The 20,708-nt window shown below is 73.5% G+C and carries 16 protein-coding genes; 3 read left to right on the top strand and 13 right to left on the bottom strand.

Features of this window, described 5'->3' with window-relative positions; genetic code table 11:
* Positions 1 to 31 precede the first annotated feature (31 nt).
* Positions 32 to 412, bottom strand: a complete 381-nt coding sequence (gene hisI, locus BQ7106_RS00660; protein WP_273396039.1) for a phosphoribosyl-AMP cyclohydrolase — start codon at positions 410 to 412, stop codon at positions 32 to 34.
* 55 nt (positions 413 to 467) lie between these two features.
* Between hisI and BQ7106_RS00655 the strand changes: the two genes are divergently transcribed.
* Positions 468 to 2,084 (top strand): FAD-binding protein, encoded by a 1,617-nt coding sequence (locus BQ7106_RS00655; RefSeq protein ID WP_240307389.1) that lies wholly within the window; start codon positions 468 to 470, stop codon positions 2,082 to 2,084.
* Between the two features lie 28 nt (positions 2,085 to 2,112).
* On the opposite strand, the gene hisF is transcribed toward BQ7106_RS00655, so the two are convergent.
* Positions 2,113 to 2,883 (bottom strand): imidazole glycerol phosphate synthase subunit HisF, encoded by a 771-nt coding sequence (gene hisF, locus BQ7106_RS00650; protein WP_072369724.1) that lies wholly within the window; start codon positions 2,881 to 2,883, stop codon positions 2,113 to 2,115.
* Positions 2,884 to 3,073: 190 nt separating this feature from the next.
* Between hisF and BQ7106_RS00645 the strand changes: the two genes are divergently transcribed.
* Positions 3,074 to 3,607, top strand: coding sequence for a biotin transporter BioY (locus BQ7106_RS00645; protein WP_083526811.1), 534 nt, complete (start codon positions 3,074 to 3,076; stop codon positions 3,605 to 3,607).
* A gap of 460 nt (positions 3,608 to 4,067) precedes the next feature.
* Here BQ7106_RS00645 and BQ7106_RS00640 read toward each other — a convergent pair whose 3' ends face one another.
* Genes BQ7106_RS00640 through hisG form a run of 7 tightly spaced genes read right to left on the bottom strand, consistent with a single transcriptional unit; the run spans position 4,068 to position 11,435 of the window.
* Positions 4,068 to 5,264, bottom strand: coding sequence for an aldo/keto reductase (locus BQ7106_RS00640; RefSeq protein WP_072369718.1), 1,197 nt, complete (start codon positions 5,262 to 5,264; stop codon positions 4,068 to 4,070).
* A 24-nt stretch (positions 5,265 to 5,288) separates the two neighbouring features.
* Positions 5,289 to 6,023, bottom strand: a complete 735-nt coding sequence (locus BQ7106_RS00635; RefSeq protein WP_072369715.1) for a 1-(5-phosphoribosyl)-5-[(5-phosphoribosylamino)methylideneamino]imidazole-4-carboxamide isomerase — start codon at positions 6,021 to 6,023, stop codon at positions 5,289 to 5,291.
* The gene (gene hisH, locus BQ7106_RS00630) at positions 6,020 to 6,685 is read right to left on the bottom strand and encodes an imidazole glycerol phosphate synthase subunit HisH (protein WP_072369712.1); all 666 of its coding nucleotides are present in this window, start codon (positions 6,683 to 6,685) and stop codon (positions 6,020 to 6,022) included. Before hisH ends, BQ7106_RS00635 begins: the two co-directional genes overlap by 4 nt.
* Entirely contained in the window at positions 6,685 to 7,272 is a 588-nt protein-coding gene (hisB, locus tag BQ7106_RS00625; protein WP_072369709.1) for an imidazoleglycerol-phosphate dehydratase HisB, read from the bottom strand. Before hisB ends, hisH begins: the two co-directional genes overlap by 1 nt.
* The gene (gene hisC, locus BQ7106_RS00620; protein ID WP_072369706.1) at positions 7,269 to 8,360 is read right to left on the bottom strand and encodes a histidinol-phosphate transaminase; all 1,092 of its coding nucleotides are present in this window, start codon (positions 8,358 to 8,360) and stop codon (positions 7,269 to 7,271) included. Before hisC ends, hisB begins: the two co-directional genes overlap by 4 nt.
* Before the next feature lie 3 nt (positions 8,361 to 8,363).
* Complete coding sequence (gene hisD / locus BQ7106_RS00615) at positions 8,364 to 9,767, bottom strand: histidinol dehydrogenase (RefSeq protein ID WP_072369703.1); 1,404 nt, start codon at positions 9,765 to 9,767, stop codon at positions 8,364 to 8,366.
* A gap of 3 nt (positions 9,768 to 9,770) precedes the next feature.
* A complete protein-coding gene (gene hisG / locus BQ7106_RS00610) occupies positions 9,771 to 11,435 on the bottom strand; it encodes an ATP phosphoribosyltransferase (RefSeq protein WP_240307388.1) in 1,665 nt (554 codons plus the stop codon).
* 395 nt (positions 11,436 to 11,830) lie between these two features.
* Between hisG and BQ7106_RS00605 the strand changes: the two genes are divergently transcribed.
* Positions 11,831 to 12,259: a hypothetical protein gene (locus BQ7106_RS00605; protein ID WP_072369700.1), complete on the top strand. Its 429-nt coding sequence runs from the start codon at positions 11,831 to 11,833 to the stop codon at positions 12,257 to 12,259.
* Between the two features lie 55 nt (positions 12,260 to 12,314).
* On the opposite strand, the gene murJ is transcribed toward BQ7106_RS00605, so the two are convergent.
* From murJ to BQ7106_RS00585, 4 genes are all read right to left on the bottom strand, one after another.
* Positions 12,315 to 14,012 carry a murein biosynthesis integral membrane protein MurJ gene (murJ, locus tag BQ7106_RS00600; RefSeq protein WP_240307387.1) on the bottom strand — a complete coding sequence of 566 codons (1,698 nt, stop codon included), beginning with the start codon at positions 14,010 to 14,012 and terminating at the stop codon, positions 12,315 to 12,317.
* A 446-nt stretch (positions 14,013 to 14,458) separates the two neighbouring features.
* Complete coding sequence (gene ybaK / locus BQ7106_RS00595) at positions 14,459 to 14,956, bottom strand: Cys-tRNA(Pro) deacylase (RefSeq protein WP_072369697.1); 498 nt, start codon at positions 14,954 to 14,956, stop codon at positions 14,459 to 14,461.
* 4 nt (positions 14,957 to 14,960) lie between these two features.
* Positions 14,961 to 17,834, bottom strand: coding sequence for an excinuclease ABC subunit UvrA (gene uvrA / locus BQ7106_RS00590; protein ID WP_072369694.1), 2,874 nt, complete (start codon positions 17,832 to 17,834; stop codon positions 14,961 to 14,963).
* Between the two features lie 134 nt (positions 17,835 to 17,968).
* Positions 17,969 to 20,560: a helix-turn-helix transcriptional regulator gene (locus tag BQ7106_RS00585; RefSeq protein ID WP_072369691.1), complete on the bottom strand. Its 2,592-nt coding sequence runs from the start codon at positions 20,558 to 20,560 to the stop codon at positions 17,969 to 17,971.
* Positions 20,561 to 20,708: the final 148 nt, after the last annotated feature.

The raw sequence follows: 20,708 nt of genomic DNA, 5'->3' as shown, positions 1-20,708 counted from the left end.
TTCTCCCCCCGTGTGCAGGGCGCGCGGTGCGTCAGCCCTGGTCGATGATGCGATAGAAGCAGCTGCGGCGCCCCGTGTGGCACGCGGGGCCCGGCGAGTCCACCTCGACGAGCAGCGTGTCGGCGTCGCAGTCGACGAGGATGCGGCGCACGCGCTGGGTGTTGCCGCTCGTGGCGCCCTTGTTCCAGAGCTCCTGGCGCGAGCGGCTCCAGAACCAGGTGGTGCCGGTCCTGAGCGTGAGGGCGAGCGACTCCTCGCTCATCCACGCCACCATGAGCACCTCCCCGGTGAGGGCCTGCTGCACGACGGCCGGCACGAGGCCGCGTTCGTCGAAGCGCACGTTGGCGGCGTCGAGGCCCACGGGCTCGAGCCGCTCCCCGGCATAGCTATACTGGTCGTCTGGCTGGGACACCTGTCCTCCTCGTTCGGGTGCCCCCACTTTACTACAGGAGCATGGAGGGCTTGTCATGGCTCACGCGATGGAAACCGAGACGTGCGACGTGCTCGTGGTGGGCGCGGGGCTGGCCGGCTGCGAGGCGGCGCTGGCCGCTGCGGGCGAGGGCGCGCGCGTGGCGCTCGCGAGCGCGGGGCCCACGTTCTCCGGCTCGAGCTTCTTCGGGGGCACCTGGGGGCTCGGCCTCGTGGGCCCGGACGGCGAGAAGGACGTGGACGACCTCGTGGACGCGATCCGCGAGGTGGGGCGCGGCGTGGCGGTGCCGCGGCTCGCGCGGGTGCTCGCGGGGGGCGTCGGCGCCGCGGTCGCGCGGCTCGAGGCGCGCGGCGTCGAGCTGCGCCGGGCCGAGCGCGCCGGCGAGCGCGACTTCATACCCTGCTTCGACCGCACGCACCGCAGCTGGCACGGCCTCGGGCGCGATTCGTACCGCGCGGCGACCGAGGCGGCGCTCGAGCGGGCGGGCGTAGCGCTGCTGCCCCGCCACGAGCTCCAGGGGCTTCTCGTCACCGGCGGGCGGGGCGCGGGCGGGGGCGCGGAGCTCGTGGACATGGGCGCAGGGCGGCCGCGCAGGGGCTACGCGGGCGCGGGGGGGCTCGCGACGGGCGGCTTCGGCGGGCTCTTCTCGCGCACGCTCACGATGCCCGACGTGAGCGGGGCCGTGGCCGCGGTGGCGCTCTCGCACGGCGCGCGCCTCGTGAACGTGGAGTTCATCCAGATCATGCCGGGACTCGTGGAGCCGGTGAGCGGCGTCGTCTTCAACGAGCGAACCTTCCGCTACGCACGGGTGGAGGGCGTGGGCGGCCCGGACGCGGCGCGGCTGCTCGACGAGCGCGGCGGGCACGGGCCCTTCTCGGCGAGCCTTGCCGACCGCACGGTGGACCTGGCCGTCGCCGCCGCGGGCCCGCGCGGTGCACGCGTGGACTACGACCTTCCCGAGAGCCTGCCGGAGTTCATGCAGACCTACTTCGACTGGTTCGAGGGAGCGTTCGGGCGGAGTCCGGCAGAGGGAGTGCGCATAGCTCCCTATGCGCACGCCTCAAACGGGGGAATTCTGGTAGATGTGCGCGGTTCGACTGGGGTAGAGGGCCTCTTCGCGTGCGGCGAGGCCACGGGCGGGATGCACGGGGCGGACCGCATCGGCGGGCTCTCGAGCGCAAACGCGCTGGTCTTCGGCGAGATCGCGGGACGCGAGGCTGCCAGGTGGGCGGCGGGGCGCGCCGGCGAGAAGAGCGGCGGCGCCTTCGTCGACTGGGACTTCGGGGACGCGGTCGCCTCGCCCGAGGCGGAGGCGGTTCTCTCCGAGCTGCGGCGCAGCATGGACGAGCGCTGCCTGCTCGCGCGCAGCGACGAGGGGCTGCGCGCGCAGCTCGCCCTGATCGAGCGGCTCGACGCGCGCCTCGCCGAGACGTGCGGGCGCGCGGACGACTGGCGCGACGCGGCGCGGAGCCGTCGCGTCGAGCTGGCGCTCCTCTCGGCCCACGCCCTCGTCACGGCCATGCTCGCGCGCACCGAGAGCCGCGGGGCGCACTACCGCGAGGACTTCCCCGCCGAGGACCCCGCGCAGGCGCGCCCGCTCACGGTGCGCCTGGCGGGCGGCCGCGCGATCGCGGAGCCGCTCGACGTGGCGTAGGCGAGCCGCCGGCCCTTCTCGCCGCAGGCTAGAAGTCCAGCCGCACGGGGATGCCCTGGCTGGCCATGTACTCCTTGACCTGGCGGATCGTGAACGTGCCGAAGTGGAAGACGCTCGCGGCGAGCACGGCGTCGGCCTCGCCCTCGAGGATGCCCTCGGCGAAGTGCTCGAGCTCGCCCACGCCGCCCGACGCGATCACGGGGATGGGCACGGCGCGCGCGACCGCGCGGGTGAGCGCGAGGTCGAAGCCGTCCTTGGTTCCGTCGCGGTCCATGCTCGTGAGCAGGATCTCGCCCGCGCCGCGTCGGGCCGCCTCCTCCGCCCACGCAACCGCGTCGATGCCCGTTGCCTGGCGCCCGCCCGCGAGGTAGACCTCCCACCTGTCCCCGGCGCCGGGCACGCGCTTGGCGTCGATGGCGCAGATGACGGCCTGGCTGCCAAACGCCGTCGCCGCCGCGGTGATGAGGCTCGGGTCGCGCACCGCGGCGGAGTTGAGCGACACCTTGTCCGCGCCCGCCGCGATCATCTCGCGGCAGGACGCCACGTCGCGAAAGCCCCCGCCCACCGTGTAGGGGATGCGCAGCTCCGCCGAGGCTCGGCTGGCGAGGCCGACCTTGGTCGCGCGGTCATCGGAGGTGGCCGTGATGTCGAGGAAGACCACCTCGTCGGCGCCCTCGGCGTCGTAGCGGCGCGCGAGCTCGACCGGGTCCCCCGCGTCGCGCAGGTCGACGAAGTTGACGCCCTTCACCACGCGTCCGTCCTTCACGTCCAGGCAGGGTATGACGCGCTTGGTCAGCATGGGGTGTCCTTTCGACGGTCGGTCCGGGCGCGCCGGCGGATGAGGCAATCATAGCGGGGGCGGAGGCGGGGCGCCCCGGGCGACGGGTCCGGGCGACTGGCCGGGCGACTGGTCCGGGCGACTGGCCGGGCGACGGGTCCGGGCGACTGGCCTATACTTCGGCTGTCACATGTCACGGGAAGGAGCCGCCGTGTCCACTCGCTCGATCGCCCGCTGCGGAGTCTGCGTCGCGCTGCTCGCCTGCTCCGCCTGGGTCACCGTCCCGCTGGGGCTGGCGCCCTTCACCATGCAGACCTTCGTGCTCGCACTGATCCCCCAGGTCATGGGGCCGCGCGAGTCGATTCTCACGGTCGCCGTCTACCTCGTCCTGGGCGCCTGCGGGCTCCCGGTCTTCTCGGGCTTCCAGGGAGGTGTCGGGACGCTCCTCGGGCCCACGGGCGGCTACCTCTGGGGGTTCCTCCTGGGCATGGCCCCCGCGGCGGCCCTCATGCGCGCCGAGGCCCTGCCCCGCCGCACCCGCGCCGCCATGGCGGGGACGGCGCTGCTCGGCGTGAGCTACCTCTTCGGGACCGTCCAGCTCATGGGGGTCTACTCCCTCTCGGCCCCGGTCGCCCTCGCCTCCGGCGTGCTGCCCTTCGTCGTGCCCGACGTCCTCAAGGTGGCCGCGAGCATCAGCGTCGCCGAGTCGGTCAACCGCGCCCTCGGCGCAGCGGCCCGGGACTAGCGGCCGGCGCGGCTGCGTGGGCCGGCGGGCCTCGGCCGAGAGCGCGGCAGCGGGGCCGGTGGGCCTCAGCCGAGAGTGCGCGCGAAAAGGCCGAATCTGTCAGAATGCCCCTACGATTGGGTAGCCCGCCAAGCCGGGAGGGCCTGTGGAACGGCGCTCGGCCACCCAATCATTGCGCCATTCCGACAAGACGGGTCGAGAAGAACAAGGGATAGTTTAAACTTCTCCCCCCTACGCACCCATCGCCGGAGGCGAGCATAAAAATCTATACCCAATCGCCTGGGTGAAATGACAAAACTGGCAAATTGGCGCGCACCGGGGCGCGGCCGGGCGGCAAGCCGGCGCGCACCGGGGTGCGGTCGGGCGGCAATCTAGCGCGCACCGGGTCGTGGCCGTCGGCAAGCCGGCGCGCACCGGGGCATCGACCTCACGCCGCGCGCGGCCGGGCGGCGCCTCGCCGTCACGCGCGCCCGCGGGGCCGGCGCGACCACGCCTCGAGCGCCCAGCCCACCGGCCCGGGCTGGAAGCGCCGGCCGACCTCGGACAGGCGCGCGGGGATGTCGATCCCCTGGGGGCAGCGCCGCGCGCACGCCCCGCAGCGGACGCAGTTGCTCACGAGCCTGGGGCGCTCCGTGCGCACGGCGCTCGCCGTGAAGTACTGCGCGACCCCCGTGAGCCAGCCGTGCGCGTAGCTCGCGTTGTACGCCGAGAAGCACCCCGGGATGTTGATTCCCCTCGGGCACGGCATGCAGTAGTTGCACCCCGTGCAGGGGACGCGGTTCGCGCGCTCGAACTCCGCCACCACGCGCGCGATCACCTCGCGCTGCGACGTCGTGAGCGACCCGGGCAGCGCCCGGTCGGCAATCGCGCAGTTCTCGTCGACCTGCTCGGTCGCGCTCATGCCCGAGAGCAGCATCGTCACCTCGGGATGGTCCCACACCCACGAGAGCCCCCATGCGGCGGGCGTCGCGAGCCCCGGCTCGGCCGCGGCGTCGAGGATCTTTCGCGCGCGGTCGGGCAGACGGTCCGCGAGCCTTCCGCCCAGGAGCGGCTCCATCACGAAGACGGCCATCCCGCGCTCGTGCGCGGCGAGGAGCCCCGCGGTGCCCGCCTGGTACCGCTCCCCCGCATAGTTGTACTGGATCTGGCAGAAGTCCCAGTCGTACGCGTCGAGCACCACGGGGAAGTCCCCGGCGCTGCCGTGGTAGGAGAACCCCATCCGGCGGATGCGCCCCGCGGCGCGCTGACGCTCGATCCAGTCCTCGACCCCCAGGTCCCGGAGGCGCTCCCACTGGGCGGGGCTCGTCACGTTGTGGATGAGGTAGTAGTCGACGCGGTCCGTCCGCAGCCGTCGCAGCTGCTCGTCGAAGATGCGGTCGAGGTCGGCGGCGGAGCGGACCGAGCCGTGCGGGAGCTTGGTGGCGAGGAGGACCCGGTCGCGCAGGCCGAGCTCCTCGAGGGAGGCCCCCACGCAGGCCTCGTTGCCCGGGTAGAGGTAGGCGGTGTCGAGGTAGTTGACGCCGCGCTCCACCGCGCGGGCGATGATCTCGCGGGCCCGCCGCTCGTCCGGACGGCCGAGCGCCCCCGGGAGGCGCATGCAGCCCAGGCCGAGCGCGGATATGCGGTCCCCGTTGCGGGGGCAGGTGCGGTACTGCACGTTCCTCTCCCCGGGTCGATGGCGTCACGCGCAGGCGTCGAGCGCGTCCTCGAGCGAGAAGGACCCCTCGTAGAGGGCCCGTCCGGTGATGGCGCCCTCGATGACGCCGGGGCCGAGCGCGGCCAGGGCGCGCAGGTCGCCCAGGCTCGCGATGCCGCCCGATGCGACCACGGGGAAGCCCGCGACCTCGGCCACGTGGCGGTACGCCCCGGCATCGACGCCGCAGCGCATCCCGTCGCGCGCGACGTCGGTGAAGACGAGGTGACGGTACCCCAGGTCGGCGAGGCGCGCCACGAGCTCGTCGGCAGAGATCGCCGCGCCCTCCCGCCAGCCGTTCACGCGCACCTCTCCCCCGCGCGCCGCGACGTCGGCGACGACGAGCTCGCCGTAGCGGCGCGCCGCCTCGGCGGCGAAGGCGGGGTCGCGCACGAGCGCCGTCCCGATGGCGATGCGGCGCACGCCCAGCCCCGCCAGTCGCTCGACGGCGGCGAGGTCGCGCACCCCGCCGCCCGCGTCCACCGAGATGCCCGGGACGGAGCAGATCGCGCGGATGGCGGCGTCGTTGGCGGCGCGGGCGGCCCCGTCCTCCTCGAGCGTGGCGGAGAGGTCGACCACGTGGACCCAGCTCGCCCCGGCGTCGCGAAACGACGCGGCAACCGCCGCGGGGTCGTCGGAGTAGACGTCCATGCGCGAACGCTCCCCGCGCTCGAGGCGCACCACGCGGCCGGCCACGAGGTCGATTGCGGGAAAGAGGATCATCGGGAGCCTCCCGTCCCCCCGAGGGCCAGGGACACGAAGTTGCGCAGGATCGCGAGCCCCGCCGCGGAGCTCTTCTCGGGATGGAACTGCACCCCGTAGACGTTGTCGCGCCACACCGCCGAGCCGAAGCTCCGCACGTAGTGGGTGCGCGCCGCCACCACCTCGTCCGGCACGTCGTCCGCCAGCGCGAAGGAGTGCGTGAAGTAGACGTTGGCGCCCTCGGGCACGCCCGCGAAGAGCGGGCACGCGCGGCCGAGCGGGGTGAGGTGGATCTGGTCCCAGCCGACGTGGGGGACCTTGAGGCGGCTCGACTCCAGGCGCGTGGCCGACCCGGGGAGCACGCCCAGGCCCTCGGCCCACGAGCCGTCGCCCGTCTCGTTCCCGCGCTCGAAGAGCAGCTGCATCCCCAGGCAGATGCCGAGGAAGGGCACCCCGCGCGCCAGGGCGTCGCGGACGGCGTCCGCCTGGCCGGAATCGCGCACGTAGGACATGGCGTCACCGAAGTTGCCCACGCCGGGCACGATGACCGCGGCGGCGGAGCGGATGGCGTCGGGCGAGTCGGACGCCACGGCGTCGCCCCCCGCATCGGAGATGCCGCGCACCACCGAGGAGAGGTTGCCCTTGTGGTAGTCCACCACGACGATCCGCCCGGCGCGCGCCATCACAGGCTCCCCTTCGTGGAGGGCACCCCGCTCACGCGCGGGTCGTCCTCGAGCGCCTCGCGCAGCGCGCGGGCGCACGCCTTGAAGGTGGCCTCGAGGATGTGGTGCGCGTTGGAGCCGCACACGAGCCGCAGGTGGAGGGTGACGCCCGCCTCGCGAGCGAGGCCGCAGAAGAACTCGTGGCCGAGCTCGGTGTCGAAGGTCCCCACCTTGTCGGGGCCGATGGGCACGTCCCAGTAGAGCTCGCCGCGCCCGGAGACGTCCACGGCGGCCATCACGAGCGCCTCGTCGAGCGGCACGAGCGCGCTGCCGAACCGGCGGATGCCGCGCTTGTCGCCGAGCGCCTCGCGCAGCGCCTGGCCCAGGACGATGCCCGTGTCCTCGACGGTGTGGTGGTCGTCGACCTGGGTGTCGCCCTTGGCGCGCACGGTCAGGTCGACGAGCGAGTGGCGTGCCAGCGCGCAGAGCATGTGGTCGAAGAAGCCGATGCCGGTCTCGACGTCGGCCTCGCCCGTCCCGTCCAGGTCGACCGAGACGCCGATGTCGGTCTCGGAGGTCCCGCGAACGGCCTTGGCGGTCCTTGTCATGCTTCCTCCCTCGTAAGCGTGGCCAGCGCGTCGAGAAGAACGTCGTTCTCGCCGCGCGTGCCCACGGAGATCCTGAGACAGTCCCCGAGCCCCGGCGTCGACGAGAAGTCGCGCACCAGGACGGAGTGCTCGTCGCGCAGGCGCTCCCAGACGCGATGCGCCCCGGGCACGCGCACCAGCACGAAGTTGCCGGCGGAGGGCCAGACGCGCACGCCGGGGAGCGCGGCGAGCCCCGCCGAGAGCCTCTCGCGCTCGGACGTCACGTCCGCGACCACGGGCGCCAGGGCGTCCCGGTGCGTGACCGCGGCGAGCGCGGCGGCCTGCGCGAGCACGTCTACGGAGTATATCTGACGCACCGAGGCGAGCACGTCCACGACCGCCGGGTCGGCGACGAGGTAGCCCGCGCGCACGCCGGCCATGCCGAACGCCTTGGAGAGGGTGCGCAGCACCACGAGGCGCGGCCGCGCGGCGACCAGGTCGACGACGCTCGACCCCGGGGGCGCGAACTCCACGTAGGCCTCGTCCACGAGCACGAGGGCGTCGGTCTCGTCGAGCAGCCGCTCGACGAGCGCGCGGTCGAGGAGGTTGCCCGTGGGGTTGTTGGGCGAGGTCACGATCACGAGCGCCGCCCCGCGGGCGGCGGCCACGAGCGCGTCGACGTCGACCGAGAAGTCCTCGGCGTCGCGCGGCACCGTCACGTGCGGGGTCTCGGTCATCTGGGCGAAGAGCGCGTACTCGGAGAAGTCCGGCGGGCAGGTGACGAGGGGGCGGCCGGGACCGCCGAAGGCGAGCAGCAGGTTGAAGAGCACCTCGTCGCCGCCGTTGCCCACCACGACGCTGCCGCGGCCGACGCCGTGGCGCTCGGCGAGGGCGTCGCGCAGGGCGTTGGCCATCGGGTCCGGGTAGCGGTTGAGCGGCGTGGCGGCGAGGGCCGCGCGCACGGCCCCGACGTACTCGGCGGGCATCTCGTGGGTGTTCTCGTTGGCGGAGAGGTTCACGCGGCACGGGGAGAACGCCGGGTCGTAGGGCACGAACGAGCGCAGCGCGGGGCGCACGCGAGACGCGAGGCCGAGGTTCTTCTCGCCCATCGCTCACGCCTCCCCGGCGCCGTCGCCCGGAGCCGCCGCCCCGGCGAGCGGGATGCCGGCCGGCGCGACGAGGTCCTCGGGCCAGGCCACGCGGCGGACGTCCGCGGGGTCGGGGGCGTCCCCCTCAGCCAGGCGGCGGCGCAGCCCCACGGAGAGCGCGTGCGCCCACAGACCCTCCGCCTGGGCGAGCGTCTGCGCGGCGGGGGCGTCGGCGAGCAGCCCCTCCGGCGTGTAGCAGATCACGCTCGAGCGCTTCTGGAAGTCGTAGACGCCGAGCGGGTTGGAGAAGCGCGCCGTGCCGCCGGTGGGCAGCGTGTGGTTGGGGCCCGCGACGTAGTCCCCGAGCGGCTCGGAGCTCCAGGCCCCCACGAAGATGGCTCCGGCGTTGCGGATCTTGCCGAGAAGCGCCATGGCGTCCTCGCAGTGGAGCTCGAGGTGCTCGGGCGCCACCACGTTCACGGCGTCGACGGCCGCCTCGAGCGACTCGGCCACCACGACGACGCCCCGCTCGTCCAGGCTCGCGCGCGTGATCTGCTCGCGCGGGCTCTGGGAGAGGAGCGTCTCGGCGGCGGCGAGCACGCGCTCGGGGAGGCCCGCGTCGCAGGTCACGAGGTAGCAGCTCGCCATCGGGTCGTGCTCCGCCTGGGCCATGAGGTCGGCGGCCACCACCACGGGGTCGGCCGTGGCGTCGGCGAGCACGCAGACCTCCGAGGGCCCGGCCACCATGTCGATGCCCACGTCGCCCGAGACGTAGCGCTTGGCCGCCGCCACGTAGGCGTTGCCCGGCCCCACGATCTTGTCGACCGCGGGGACCGACTCGGTGCCGTACGCCGCGGCCGCAATCGCCTGGGCCCCGCCCACGGCGTAGACCTCGTCGACGCCGGCGAGCGCGGCGGCGGCGAGCGTGTAGGCGCTCAGCGTGCCGTCCGCCTGCGGCGGGGTCAGCATGACCACGCGCGCAACGCCCGCGACCTTGGCCGGGACGGTGTCCATGAGCACGGTCGAGGGGTACTGCGCGCGCCCCCCGGGGACGTAGACGGCCGCGGAGGCGACGGGCGTCACCTGCACGCCGAGGATCGTTCCGTCGGGGCGCGTCGTGAACCAGGACTGCTCGCGCTCGCGCTCGTGGAAGTCGCGGATCTGGTCGCGCGCCCGGGTGAGCGCCGCGAGGAACGCCGGGTCGACGGCGTCGAGCGCGCGGGAGAGCGCGTCGTCCGGGACGCGGAAGGCGTCCGGGCAGGCGCCGTCGAAGCGCAGGCAGCACTCGCGCAGCGCCTCGTCGCCGCGCTCGCGGACGTCGTCGACGATGCGCTCGGCGGAGGCGATGACGTCCGCCGGCAGCGCGCCGCTTCGGTTGAGGTCCGCCTGCGTGAGCCGGCGGCCCCCCTCGAGCATGACCTTTCTCATGGCTCACTCCCCCTCCCTCGCGACCTCGGCGAGCCGGGCGGCGAGGTCGCGGATCCTCTTGTCGCAGCGATAGGCGGCGGGGCCCGCGAAGAAGCGCGCCGTGCACGCCATGACGTCGTCGACGATGACGAGGTCGTTCTCGGCGAGCGTGGTGCCCGTGGCCGTGATGTCGACGATGCGGTCGGCCATGCCGACGATGGGCCCGAGCTCGATGTTGCCGTGGAGCGTCACGATGTCGACCTGCTGGCCGATCGCGTCGTAGTACTGCTGGGTGATGCGCGGGTACTTGGTCGCCACGCGCACGGTGCCGCGCCACTGGTAGTTGCGCTCCGCCTCCCCCGCGCGCGCGGCGGGCTCGGCCACCACGAACCGACACGCCCCGTAGCGCAGGTCGACGAGCTGCAGCAGGTCGAGCCCCGCCTCGATGAGCGAGTCCTTCCCGCAGACGCCGCAGTCCGCCCCGCCGTGGCCGACGAAGGCGGGCGCGTCCTGGGCGCGCACGATGACGTACTCGACGTCACCCTCGCGGATGACGAGCTTGCGGCCGGGATCGGAGAGCTCGCCGGTGGGCAGGCCCGCCGCCGCGAGGGCAGCGACGGTCTCGCGGAAGAGCGAGCCCTTGGGCACCGCGATGCGCAGCGGGCGCTCCGCCAGACGCACCCCGGGCGTCACCACGCCCGACTCGCCCGGCTCCCCGAGCACCTCCTGCAGGCGCTCGAGCGAGAGGGCGAAGCCGCAGGCGGCGAGCCCCGGGCGCCCGAGGTTCGCGAGGACCGCGTCGTAGCGGCCGCCCGAGGCGAGGCTCGCGGCGATGCCCTCGGCGTAGCCCTTGAAGATGATGCCGGTGTAGTAGTCGAACGAGTTGATGATCGAGAAGTCGAAGGAGAGGCGGCCCTGGTCGAAGAGGTCCGCGAGCGCGTCGGCGAGCTCCGCGAGCTCGGCGGTGCCGCGCTCGGCCTCGGGAACGCCGGCGCCGGCGAGAAGGGCGTCGAGGCGCGCGATGACCTCGGTGCCCCCGGAGAGGCGGGGGACCTCGGCGAGGGCGCGCGACGCCTCGGGGGCGAGGTCCGGGACGGAGGCGACGAGCTCGTCGAGGCTCACGAGGTCGGAGTCGTGGACGAGGGCGAGGACCTCCTCGCGAAAGCCGGGGGTGGGGGCGCAGGCGTCGAGCAGGGCCGTGAGCGGGCGCACCGACCCGAACACGATGCGCCACGCGGGCACCTCGAGCGCGCCGAGCGCCTCGGCGAGCAGGCGCACGACCTCCACCTCCGCCGCGGCGCCGTCCTCGCCCACGAGCTCGACGCCGAGCTGCGTGAACTGCCGGGGCTGCCCGCGCAGGCTCGGCTCCTCGCGCACCACCGGGGCGCTGTAGCGGAAGCGCGCCGGGAGCTCGCCTGCCCCCACGCGGCCGGCGACGAGGCGGGCGACGGGGAGCGTGAGGTCGGGGCGGAGCATGAGCAGCGTCCCGTCGGTGTCGAAGAGCTGGAACGCGGAGTCGCGCACGCGCGCACCGCGCTCGATGGCGGAGCGGTCCTCGAGCAGCGGCGTCTCGACCGGAAGGTAGCCGCGGGCCGAGAAGCACGCGCGGACGGTGGCGCTGATGCGCTCGCGGGCGAGCGCCTCGCGCGGGAGGATGTCGCGGAAGCCGCGGGGGGTTCCTGCAATCACGGTGGTTTCCCTCCTCTGGGACCGTGGCGGGGCACGATTCGGCGGCGGGAGGGAGGTCCATGGGACGTCCCGATCCGCCGAGCACACTTTAGCACAGTAAAGTGTCCGGCGCGCCGCGTTTTCCGACGCGTAACAGTGCCCGCCGCGCGGGGCGGGAGAAGCGGGCGCGGGGCGGCACGACTCGCGCGGCGAGGGCGCGTCGTCGCCCGACGGTGCCGCCCGACGGGGCCGCCCGCGGGCGCGAAGGCGCCGTCCGCCGAGCCGCGGGTGCCCCTCCATCGGGTCGCGACGCGCCCACCTGCGGACGAAGGGGACCGTCGGCGGGGCGTCAGACAGCGCGCCCCGCCACCTGCTAGGCTTGCCGCCACGGACGCGGACGAGGAAGGGAGCATGGGATGTCACTGCACTGGCCCGAGGCGAGGTTCGCACTGAGGTTCGAGCGGGAGGCGCGCGACGACGAGCGGGACTACCCGCCGGGGACGCTCGTCATGGTGATGCGACCCGAGCAGGTGGACGACCCCGAGTTCGCCCGGGAGGTGCGCCGGATCGTGACCACGCGCCTCTGCGAGCGCGAGCCCGGGGCGGGTCGGGGCCGAACGGCGGACGAGGGGGCGCCCGAGAGGATCAGCGAGGAGGAGCGCCGCTTCGTCCGAAACTACCTCGGGGACGACCCCGACGAGGGCGGCGGCGCGCTCGAGGACCTCGAGGACCTCGACGACCTGATCGCGGAGCTGCTGTGCGAGGCGGGCCCGGACGGGGTGCGCGACGCGCCGGTGGTCGAGGTGTACGTGGAGCGCTGCGATCAGCTGGTCGTGAGCGGGTAGGGGCGCGCGACGCCCCCGGCTGTCGACAGCGACTCGTCGCCCGCCGGGGGCTCCCCTACCGGTGCAGGAGGCGGCCGACGAGCCTCCCGATCATGGCCGCCTCGGGGACCCTGAGGACGAGCGCGGCACCGTAGGTCACGACGAGGGCGGGGACGCCCGCGACGACGCAGTACGCAACGGAGCGAAGCATCTGGCCGGTGCAGTCGCCGAGCGCCCCGTTGAGCGCCCGCAGCAGCAGCGCGCCCGCGAGCGCGCCCGCGGCGCCGAGCGCGAGCGCGCGCAGGGCCGCGAGCGCCACCCTCGCGAGCCCGATGGGGCCGAGGGAGCCGCGCAGGCTCGCGAACATCACGATGCACAGCGTCACGAAGAAGAGGGTGGACGAGAAGGCAACGAAGTCGAGGCCGAAGGTCGGCGTGAGCGCGAGCAGGGAGACGACCTGCACCACCGCCGCGACGGCGTTCGCCACGGCGCACAGCGCCATCCTCCGCATGGCGGAGGCGACCTTCTGCAGGTACATGTAGACGGCATAGGCGGGCAGGGAAATCGCGTAGGCGCTCAGGTAGGAGGCCGTCATGGAGAGGGCCTCCGGGGTGAAGCTGCCGGCCGCGAGGATGGAGACGAGCGGGACGGAGAACACGATGAGGTAGAGCATGAACGGCACCGAGAAGAACAGGATCTGGCTCGTGCCCGAGACGATCCCTCGCACGAACGACCCGCGGTCGCTCCTGGCCCAGCTGTCGGAGAGCTCGGTGAACATGGCCGTCGTGATGGGAACCGTGAGGATCGAGTACGGCAGCGTGTACCACAGGCGCGAGTAGTAGGTGATCGAGGCGCCGGTCGCCGTCACCGAGAGGGCCGAGGACGACTGGACCGAGGTGGTCACGAACGACGCGACGACCACGGCGAGCGACGGCACGCCGATCTTGAGCGTCTCCTTGAGAAGCGGGTCGCGTAGGTCGATGCGAAACCTCAGCCTGATGCCGTGGCGCAGCATCGGGGGGACCTGCATGGCGACCTGCACGGCGACGCCGAGCGGGTTTCCGAGCGCGAGGACAAGAAGGGCGAGCCCGGGGCTCGTCGGCGCGAGCGCGGCGTAGACGAGGAAGGAGGCGGTGGTCACGAAGTTGTTGAAGATGGGCGCCGCCTGGCCCCAGAAGTAGTCTCGCTCCGCGTTGAGCACGCCCGAGAAGATCGATGAGAGCGCATAGAGCACGACCTCGATCACGAAGAACCGGAAGAAGTAGACCGTGAGGCCGAAGTCGAACTCGTCGGTCGCCGTGAAGGACTGCGTGTAGACCATCTGCGCGGCGAAGATGAAGCCGAGCACCGCGACCGCACCCATGGCGACGAGCACGATCGAGACGAGGTTGGAGGTGTAGGCGCTCGCCCCCTCGGTGCCCGCCCGCTTCTTCACCGACATGTACACGGGCAGGAAGGCCGTCGTGAGCATGCCCGCGGCAACGAGCTCGTAGAGCTGGTTGGGGAGGTTGTTGGCGATGGAGTAGCAGCTCGCCATCACCGTGACGCCGATGGCGTACGCCTGGCCCCAGGTGCGCAGGAACCCGGTCAGACGGCTCACCACCACGAGCACGCTCATGAGCGCCGCGCTGCGCCCGACCTGATCCTGGGTGTCCCCCTCCGGGGCGGCCCCCTGCCGCGCCCGCACGGCGCGGCCGTCGATGCGCGTGGTGAGCTCGGCCCCCTCGTCGGGACGCCTCATGTGCTTGGGCTGGTATGCGGGCGTGCGACTCACCTGTCTGCCTCCTCGCTTGCGTGCACAGAACCCTTATCTTCTCACCGAGCCACCGCCCGGGCGAGCCGAGGGCGGATTTCCCGCCGTTTCCCCACAGCGAGGGTGTCGCGCGGAGAGGTTGGGGCGAGGGCGCGACGCGGGCGAGCGGACGCGGGCGAGCCGCCGACCGGGGAGACGCCGGGGGCGCGACGCGGGCGAGCCGTCGACCGGGGAGACGCCGGGGGCGCGACGCGGGCGAGCCGCACAATTCAGAAAATGTGCGGCGCGGAGCGCGCAGCGGACGGATTTCCTGTCCGCGGGCAAGCCGTCAACTGGGAAGACGCCGAGACGCAGCCACGACGGACCGCACAATTTCGGATTTGTGCGAGGGAGGGGGGTGCGGACGCGGCGCCGGTGCGGACGCGGCGCCGGGGCGGGCGCGGCGCCGGGCACCGCGACCCGCGCGCCTAGCGCACGATGTCGGCGAGGGTGGCGTCGCAGAAGGCGGCGAGGTCGTCGGGCGCGATGGAGAGCGACAGCCCGCGCCTCCCGCCCGAGACGCGAATCTCGTCGAAGAGCTGCGCGGTCTCGTCGATGAGCGTGGGGAAGCGCCGCCTCATCCCCACCGGCGAGCACCCGCCGCGGACGTATCCCGTCGTGGGCTCGAGGTCGCGCACGTGCATCAGCGCGAGGGACTTCTCGCCCGCCGCCGCTGCCGCCTTCTTGAGGTCGAGCTCGTCGGCAACGGGCAGGCAGCAGACCACGTGGTCGCCGGAGGGGGTCACGCACACGAGCGTCTTGAAGCTCGAGGCGGGGTCCTCCCCCAGGCGCTGTGCGATGTGCAGTCCCAGCTCGCTCGAGGTGTCCGTCTCGTCCACCTCGTAGGTCTCCCACGAGAAGGGCACGCCCGCGGCCTCGAGCTCGCGCATGGCGTTGGTCTTCTGGAGCTTCTCGCGCCGGGACATCGCGCTACGCCCCCGCCTGGCGGGCCCGGTCGCGCGCGAGGACCTCGCGCAGGAACTGTCCCGTGTAGCTCCCGGGGACCTCGGCCACCTGCTCGGGCGTGCCGTAGGCGACCACGGTGCCGCCGCCGTCGCCGCCCTCCGGCCCCATGTCGAGCACGCGGTCGGCCATCTTGATGACGTCGAGGTTGTGCTCGATCACGAGGACCGTGTTCCCGGCGTCGACGAGCTTCTCGAGCACGTCGACGAGCTGGCGCACGTCCTCGAAGTGCAGGCCCGTGGTCGGCTCGTCGAGGATGTAGAAGGTCTTGCCCGTCTGCTGGCGGTGGAGCTCCTTGGCGAGCTTCACGCGCTGGGCCTCGCCGCCCGAGAGCGTGGTGGCGGGCTGCCCGAGGTGGATGTAGCCCAGGCCCACGTCGAAGAGGGTCTGGAGCTTGTTCTTGATGCGCGGGATGTTGGAGAAGAAGGCCAGCGCCTCGTGGACCGTCATGTCGAGCACGTCCGAGATCGACTTGCCGTGGTAGAGCACCTCGAGCGTCTCTCGGTTGTAGCGCTTTCCGTGGCAGACCTCGCAGGGCACGTAGACGTCCGGCAGGAAGTTCATCTCGATCTTGATCTGGCCGTCTCCCTTGCACGCCTCGCAGCGGCCTCCGGGCACGTTGAACGAGAAGCGCCCGGGGCTGTAGCCGCGCGCCCGGCTCTCGGGCAGCGACGCGAAGAGCGCGCGCAGGTCGTCCCAGAGCCCGATGTAGGTCGCGGGGTTGGAGCGGGGAGTTCGCCCGATGGGGGACTGGTCGATGTCGATGACCTTGTCGACCTGGTCGACGCCCTCGAGCTTCCGGTACGGTCCGACGGGGCGCTTCGAGCGGTGGACCGCGTTGGTGAGCGCCGGCGCGAGCGTGTCCGTGACCAGCGAGCTCTTGCCCGATCCCGAGACGCCGGTGACGACCGTGAGGGTCCCCAGCTCGACCTTGGCGGTGACGCCGCGCAGGTTGTTGGCGCTCGCGCCCGTGACCTTGATGGCCCCCTTGCGCGGGTTGCGCCTCCGCTCCGGCAGGCGGATCTGGCGCGCGCCCGTGAGGTAGGCGCCCGTGACGGACTCGGGGCACGCCGCGATCTGATCGGGCGTGCCCGCGGCCACGACGCGGCCCCCGAGCTCGCCGGCGCCCGGACCCATGTCGATCACGTAGTCGGCGGCGCGGATGGTGTCCTCGTCGTGCTCGACCACGATGACGGTGTTGCCCTGGTCGCGCAGGCGCTTCAGGGTCTCGATCAGGCGGTTGTTGTCGCGCTGGTGCAGGCCGATCGACGGCTCGTCCAGGATGTAGAGCACGCCCATGAGCCCGGCGCCGATCTGGGTGGCCAGGCGGATGCGCTGGGCCTCGCCTCCCGAGAGGGTGGCGGCGGCGCGGGAGAGCGTGAGGTAGTCGAGGCCCACGTTCACGAGGAAGCGCAGGCGCGCGAGGATCTCCTTCACCACGGCGCCGGCGATGAAGCGCTGGCGCTCCGTGAGCTCGAGGCCCTCGAAGAAGACCAGGCACTCGCGGCACGAGAGCTCGCAGACCTCCCAGATGTTCTTCTCCCCCACCGTGACGGCAAGGATCTCCGGCTTGAGGCGCGCGCCGTGGCACGTGGTGCAGGGAACCTCGCGGATGTAGCGCTCGTACTTGGCGCGCATGGCGTCGGAGGTGGTCTCCTGGTAGCGGTCGAAGAGAATCGTGCGCACGCCCGCGTAGGTGGTGAACCAGTGGGTGTCGCGGCCGTCGCGCGTGTGGTAGTCGACCCGGACCTTGGTCGCGCCGAGGCCGTCGAGCAGGGCGCTCTGCGCCTTCTTGGGCAGCTCGCGCCAGGGGGTCTGGTCCGAGACGCCGAGGTGGCGGCAGACCGCCGAGAGGATCTGCGGATAGTAGTTCGAGTGGCCGAAGAGGCCGCCGAAGACGCCGCCGGCCACGGAGAGCTCCGGGTCCTCGATCAGCGCCTCGGCGTCGACGACCTTGCGAAAGCCCAGGCCGTCGCAGTCGGGGCAGGCGCCGTAGGGGGCGTTGAACGAGAAGTCGCGCGGCTGGAGGTCGTCCATGGAGTGGCCGTGCTCCGGGCAGGCGAGCGCGAGCGAGTAGCTGAGCAGCTCCCCGGGGAAGCGCTCCGGGTCGTCCCGGTCGGGCATGAGCCAGAAGCCGACGCGACCCTGCGCGAGACGGGTCGCCTGCTCCACGGCCTCGGCGATGCGCCCGAGGGAGTTCTCGCGCACGACGATGCGGTCGACGACGACCTCGACGTTGTGGCGGTTCTTCTTCTCGAGGCGAATCTCCTCGTCGCCGAGCTCTCGGACCTCGCCGTCGATGCGAACGCGGCTGAAGCCCTCGCGGCGCAGGTCCTCGAAGAGCTTGGTGTACTCGCCCTTGCGGTCGAGGACCACCGGCGCCAGCACGAGGGCGCGCCTTCCCTGCGCGCGCTCGAGGACCTTGTCGGCCACCTGGTCGGTGGTCTGGCGCTCGATGACGCGCCCGCACTCGGGGCAGTGCGGCGTGCCCACGCGCGCGAAGAGCAGGCGCAGGTAGTCGTAGATCTCGGTCACGGTGCCCACCGTGGAGCGCGGGTTTCTCGAGGTGGTCTTCTGGTCGATGGAGACCGCCGGCGAGAGACCGTCGATGGAGTCGAGGTCGGGCTTGTCCATCTGCCCCAGGAACTGGCGCGCGTAGCTGGAGAGGCTCTCCACGTAGCGGCGCTGCCCCTCGGCGTAGATGGTGTCGAAGGCGAGGCTCGACTTTCCCGAGCCCGAGAGGCCCGTGATGACGACGAGCTTGTCTCGCGGTATGTCAACGTCCACGTTGGCGAGGTTGTGCTCGCGCGCGCCGCGGATGACGATCGATTCCTGGGCCATGGGGCCTCCCGTGATACGTGTCCTGCCGCCCTAGTGTAGCCGAGCGGCAGGACATGGTCGGCGAGCGGTCGGCGTATTCACGGATGCTGCAACACGTGTTCTGGTAGAGGCAGGGCGCGGGGAGAAGGACGCGCTCACCCGCCCGCGCCCGAGAGCACGGCCACGAGCTGGGCGCGGTCGTGGACCCCGAGCGCCCGGTAGGCCCCCACGCGCGCCGCGCTCACCGTGCCGGGCGCGTAGTGCAGGCGCGCGCCGATCTGGCGCGCCGAGAGCCCCTCGGCCGTGAGCAGGGCCACCTCTGCCTGCAGGTCGCTGAGCCCGCGGCTCACGAGGAACGCGCGGAGGCGCTGCTCGGGCGTCACGCGCACCCCCTCCATGAGGCGCTCGGCGTCGACCGAGCACACGACGCGCCACGTCGCGACGACGAGCGCGCACCCGAGCGCGAGGAACAGCGCACCCATGACGTAGCTCGCCGACGACGTGAAGGCGACGAGGCGCTCGTAGTCGTAGGCCCCCACGAGAAGGAGGTTCGTCTCCGTGGTGAACATCGCGGCGTATCGGTTGACCACCACCACGCCGGCGCAGGCCCCCGCCGCGCACGACGCGCAGGCGAGCGCGGCGACGGCCGCGGCGTCGCCCGGGCGCGCCGCCGCTCCCCCGCGCTCGCGGGAGAGCCCCCGCGCGAGGATTGCCCCGTGGAGAAGCGCGCAGAGAAGGACGGCGGTCTCCCAGCCCTCGATCGCGAGCGTCACGAGCGAGAGCGCGAGCGCGGCGCCGGACAGGGCGCGCGAGCCCCGCCCCGGCCGCAGCCACACGAGCGCCGCGCAGGCGCCCAGCACCGCCGCAAGAAACGGCAGCGCCTGCGGGAAGAGCGAGAAGTCCGTCCACACCGCCGCGCGCCAGAGCTCCTCCCAGACCGCCCCGAGCAGCGCCGCCGAGAGGCACGCGACCGCGAGCGCCCAGGGGTCGCCGAGCACGGCGTGCGCGACGAGCGGCAGCGCCCCCGGCCTCGACCCCGCCGCCCGCGCGGCGCGGCGCAGGGAGAGCGCCACGAAGGCAGGCACGACGAGCGCCATGGCCGCGCGAAACGCGAGCACCGAGACCCACGGCCCGCCCAGGAGCAGCGCGAGGCGGCACGCGACGACGACGGAGCCCGAGGCCAGCAGCGCGGCCCGCTCTCCGCGCGCGGGCGGGCGCGCGGCGTCCCGGCCGTCCACGAGGACGCCCCGGGCGCGCAGCGCGTCGAGGGCGAGGAGCGCCGCCGCGAGCGCAAGGCCCCCGGCCGCGCAGGTCGCGACCTGCCCCGAGACCCACCATGCGAGGCGGCCGCCGGAGCCGATCGGCAGGAGCAGGAAGCACGCCAGCAGCACGCCGGCGACGCGGCGCGCGACGCCCTCGGGCGCGGGGCCGACGGGCGCGCCCTCCCCCTCCGCCGTGGGGCCCGGCGCGCCCGGCCCGGGAGCCTCGCCGGCAAGGAGCTCGCGCGCCTCGCTCGCGCACGCGACGCCGAGCTTTCGGTAGGCGCGCTGCTGGTAGTTGCGCACCGTGGAGGCGCCGAGCCCCAGCCGCTCGGCGGCCTCCCGTGAGCTCAGGCCGTCGAGCAGGGCCCGCACGGCCTGGGCCTCGCGCTCGGTGAGGCCGCGCGCGAGGAGCTCGCGAAGCGGGGCGCGCGCCGAGCCCGCGTCCTTCTCGCCCTCCTCCCCCTCGCCCTCGGGCCGACCGGCGGTTCCCGACAGAGCCGCCGCGACCCCGAGCGATCGAGCCCAGCGCCCCGCGACGACGGGCAGGGCGACCAGCGCCGCCGCCACGAGCGCGCCGAGGGAGGCCGAGGCGACGAGCACGAGGGGCGCGGGGTCCCACGCGAGCCCGACGAGGTCGGCCAGGTCAAAGAGGACGTAGGGGGTGACGCCGACGACGTAGCCCAGCCACCGCTGCGCGAGCGTGCCCAGCGCCAGCGCCGCCACGAGAAGCGCGAGCAGGGCCCCCTCGTCCACCTCGAGGCGCGGGGCGGGGGCGACGCGAAGGCTGAGCCTGCGGAGGAGACGGCATATGCAGAGCGCGACGAGGGAGCCCCAGACGAGCCTGAACGGAAGCGCGACCACCTCTGAGGCGGGACCGATCCCCACCCAGCAGACCCCGAACCAGACGTAGGGACGGAGCGCCCCCGCGAGCAGGAGCGTGGCGAGCGCGAGGGCGAGCGGGGCGAGCGGCACCGACCGGGCCTCGGGCCCCGTGCCGCGCGCCGCGCGCAGGCACGAGACGCACGCGAGCGCGCAGGAGAGGCCCGAGAGCGCCGAGAGCGCCGGCGCCCAGGGCCGGGCACCGGTCCAGATGTCGATCAGCGCGACCGGGACGGGCGAGTCCAAGACCCATATCCCCAGAAGGCCCGTGACCACCCAGTTGACGAGGTTGAGGGCGAGCGAGGCGACGGACGCGAGCGCGCCGAGGGACACGATCGCGCCGAGGGCGACGGGACGGGCGCGACGCAGGAGCCCCGAGAGCGGTGCTCCGGCGGCGCTCTCGGCGTCCCCCGGCGCCGCGCCGGACGGGAGCGCGAGCGAGCAGGCGGTCCCCGCCAGGAGGCCGAGGGCGGCGAAGGCATGGGAGGATTCGGCGATGAGGGCGCGGTCGTACTCGGGCGAGGCGACGAGCACGGCGAGCCAGGCGCACCAGAGCGCGAGCGGCCAGCGGCGCGTCCCGGCGCCCGCGACGCTCCCCAGTCCCATGGCGCCCCCTCTCGCTCGAGCCGACGACCCCGCCCGGGAACCCCGGGCGACCCCGCCACCAGTGTATGCCGCCGACGAGGCGCGGCGCGTGGTCAGGGCGCGACGGATCGCTGACCACGTCTACGAGCTGCGACTCCGTCGACCCCCG

This window comes from Thermophilibacter mediterraneus, assembly GCF_900119385.1.
Taxonomy (GTDB): Bacteria; Actinomycetota; Coriobacteriia; order Coriobacteriales; family Atopobiaceae; genus Thermophilibacter; species Thermophilibacter mediterraneus.
The sequence above is the reverse complement of the archived record's forward strand: the minus strand, read 5'-3'. Positions and strand labels throughout refer to the sequence as shown.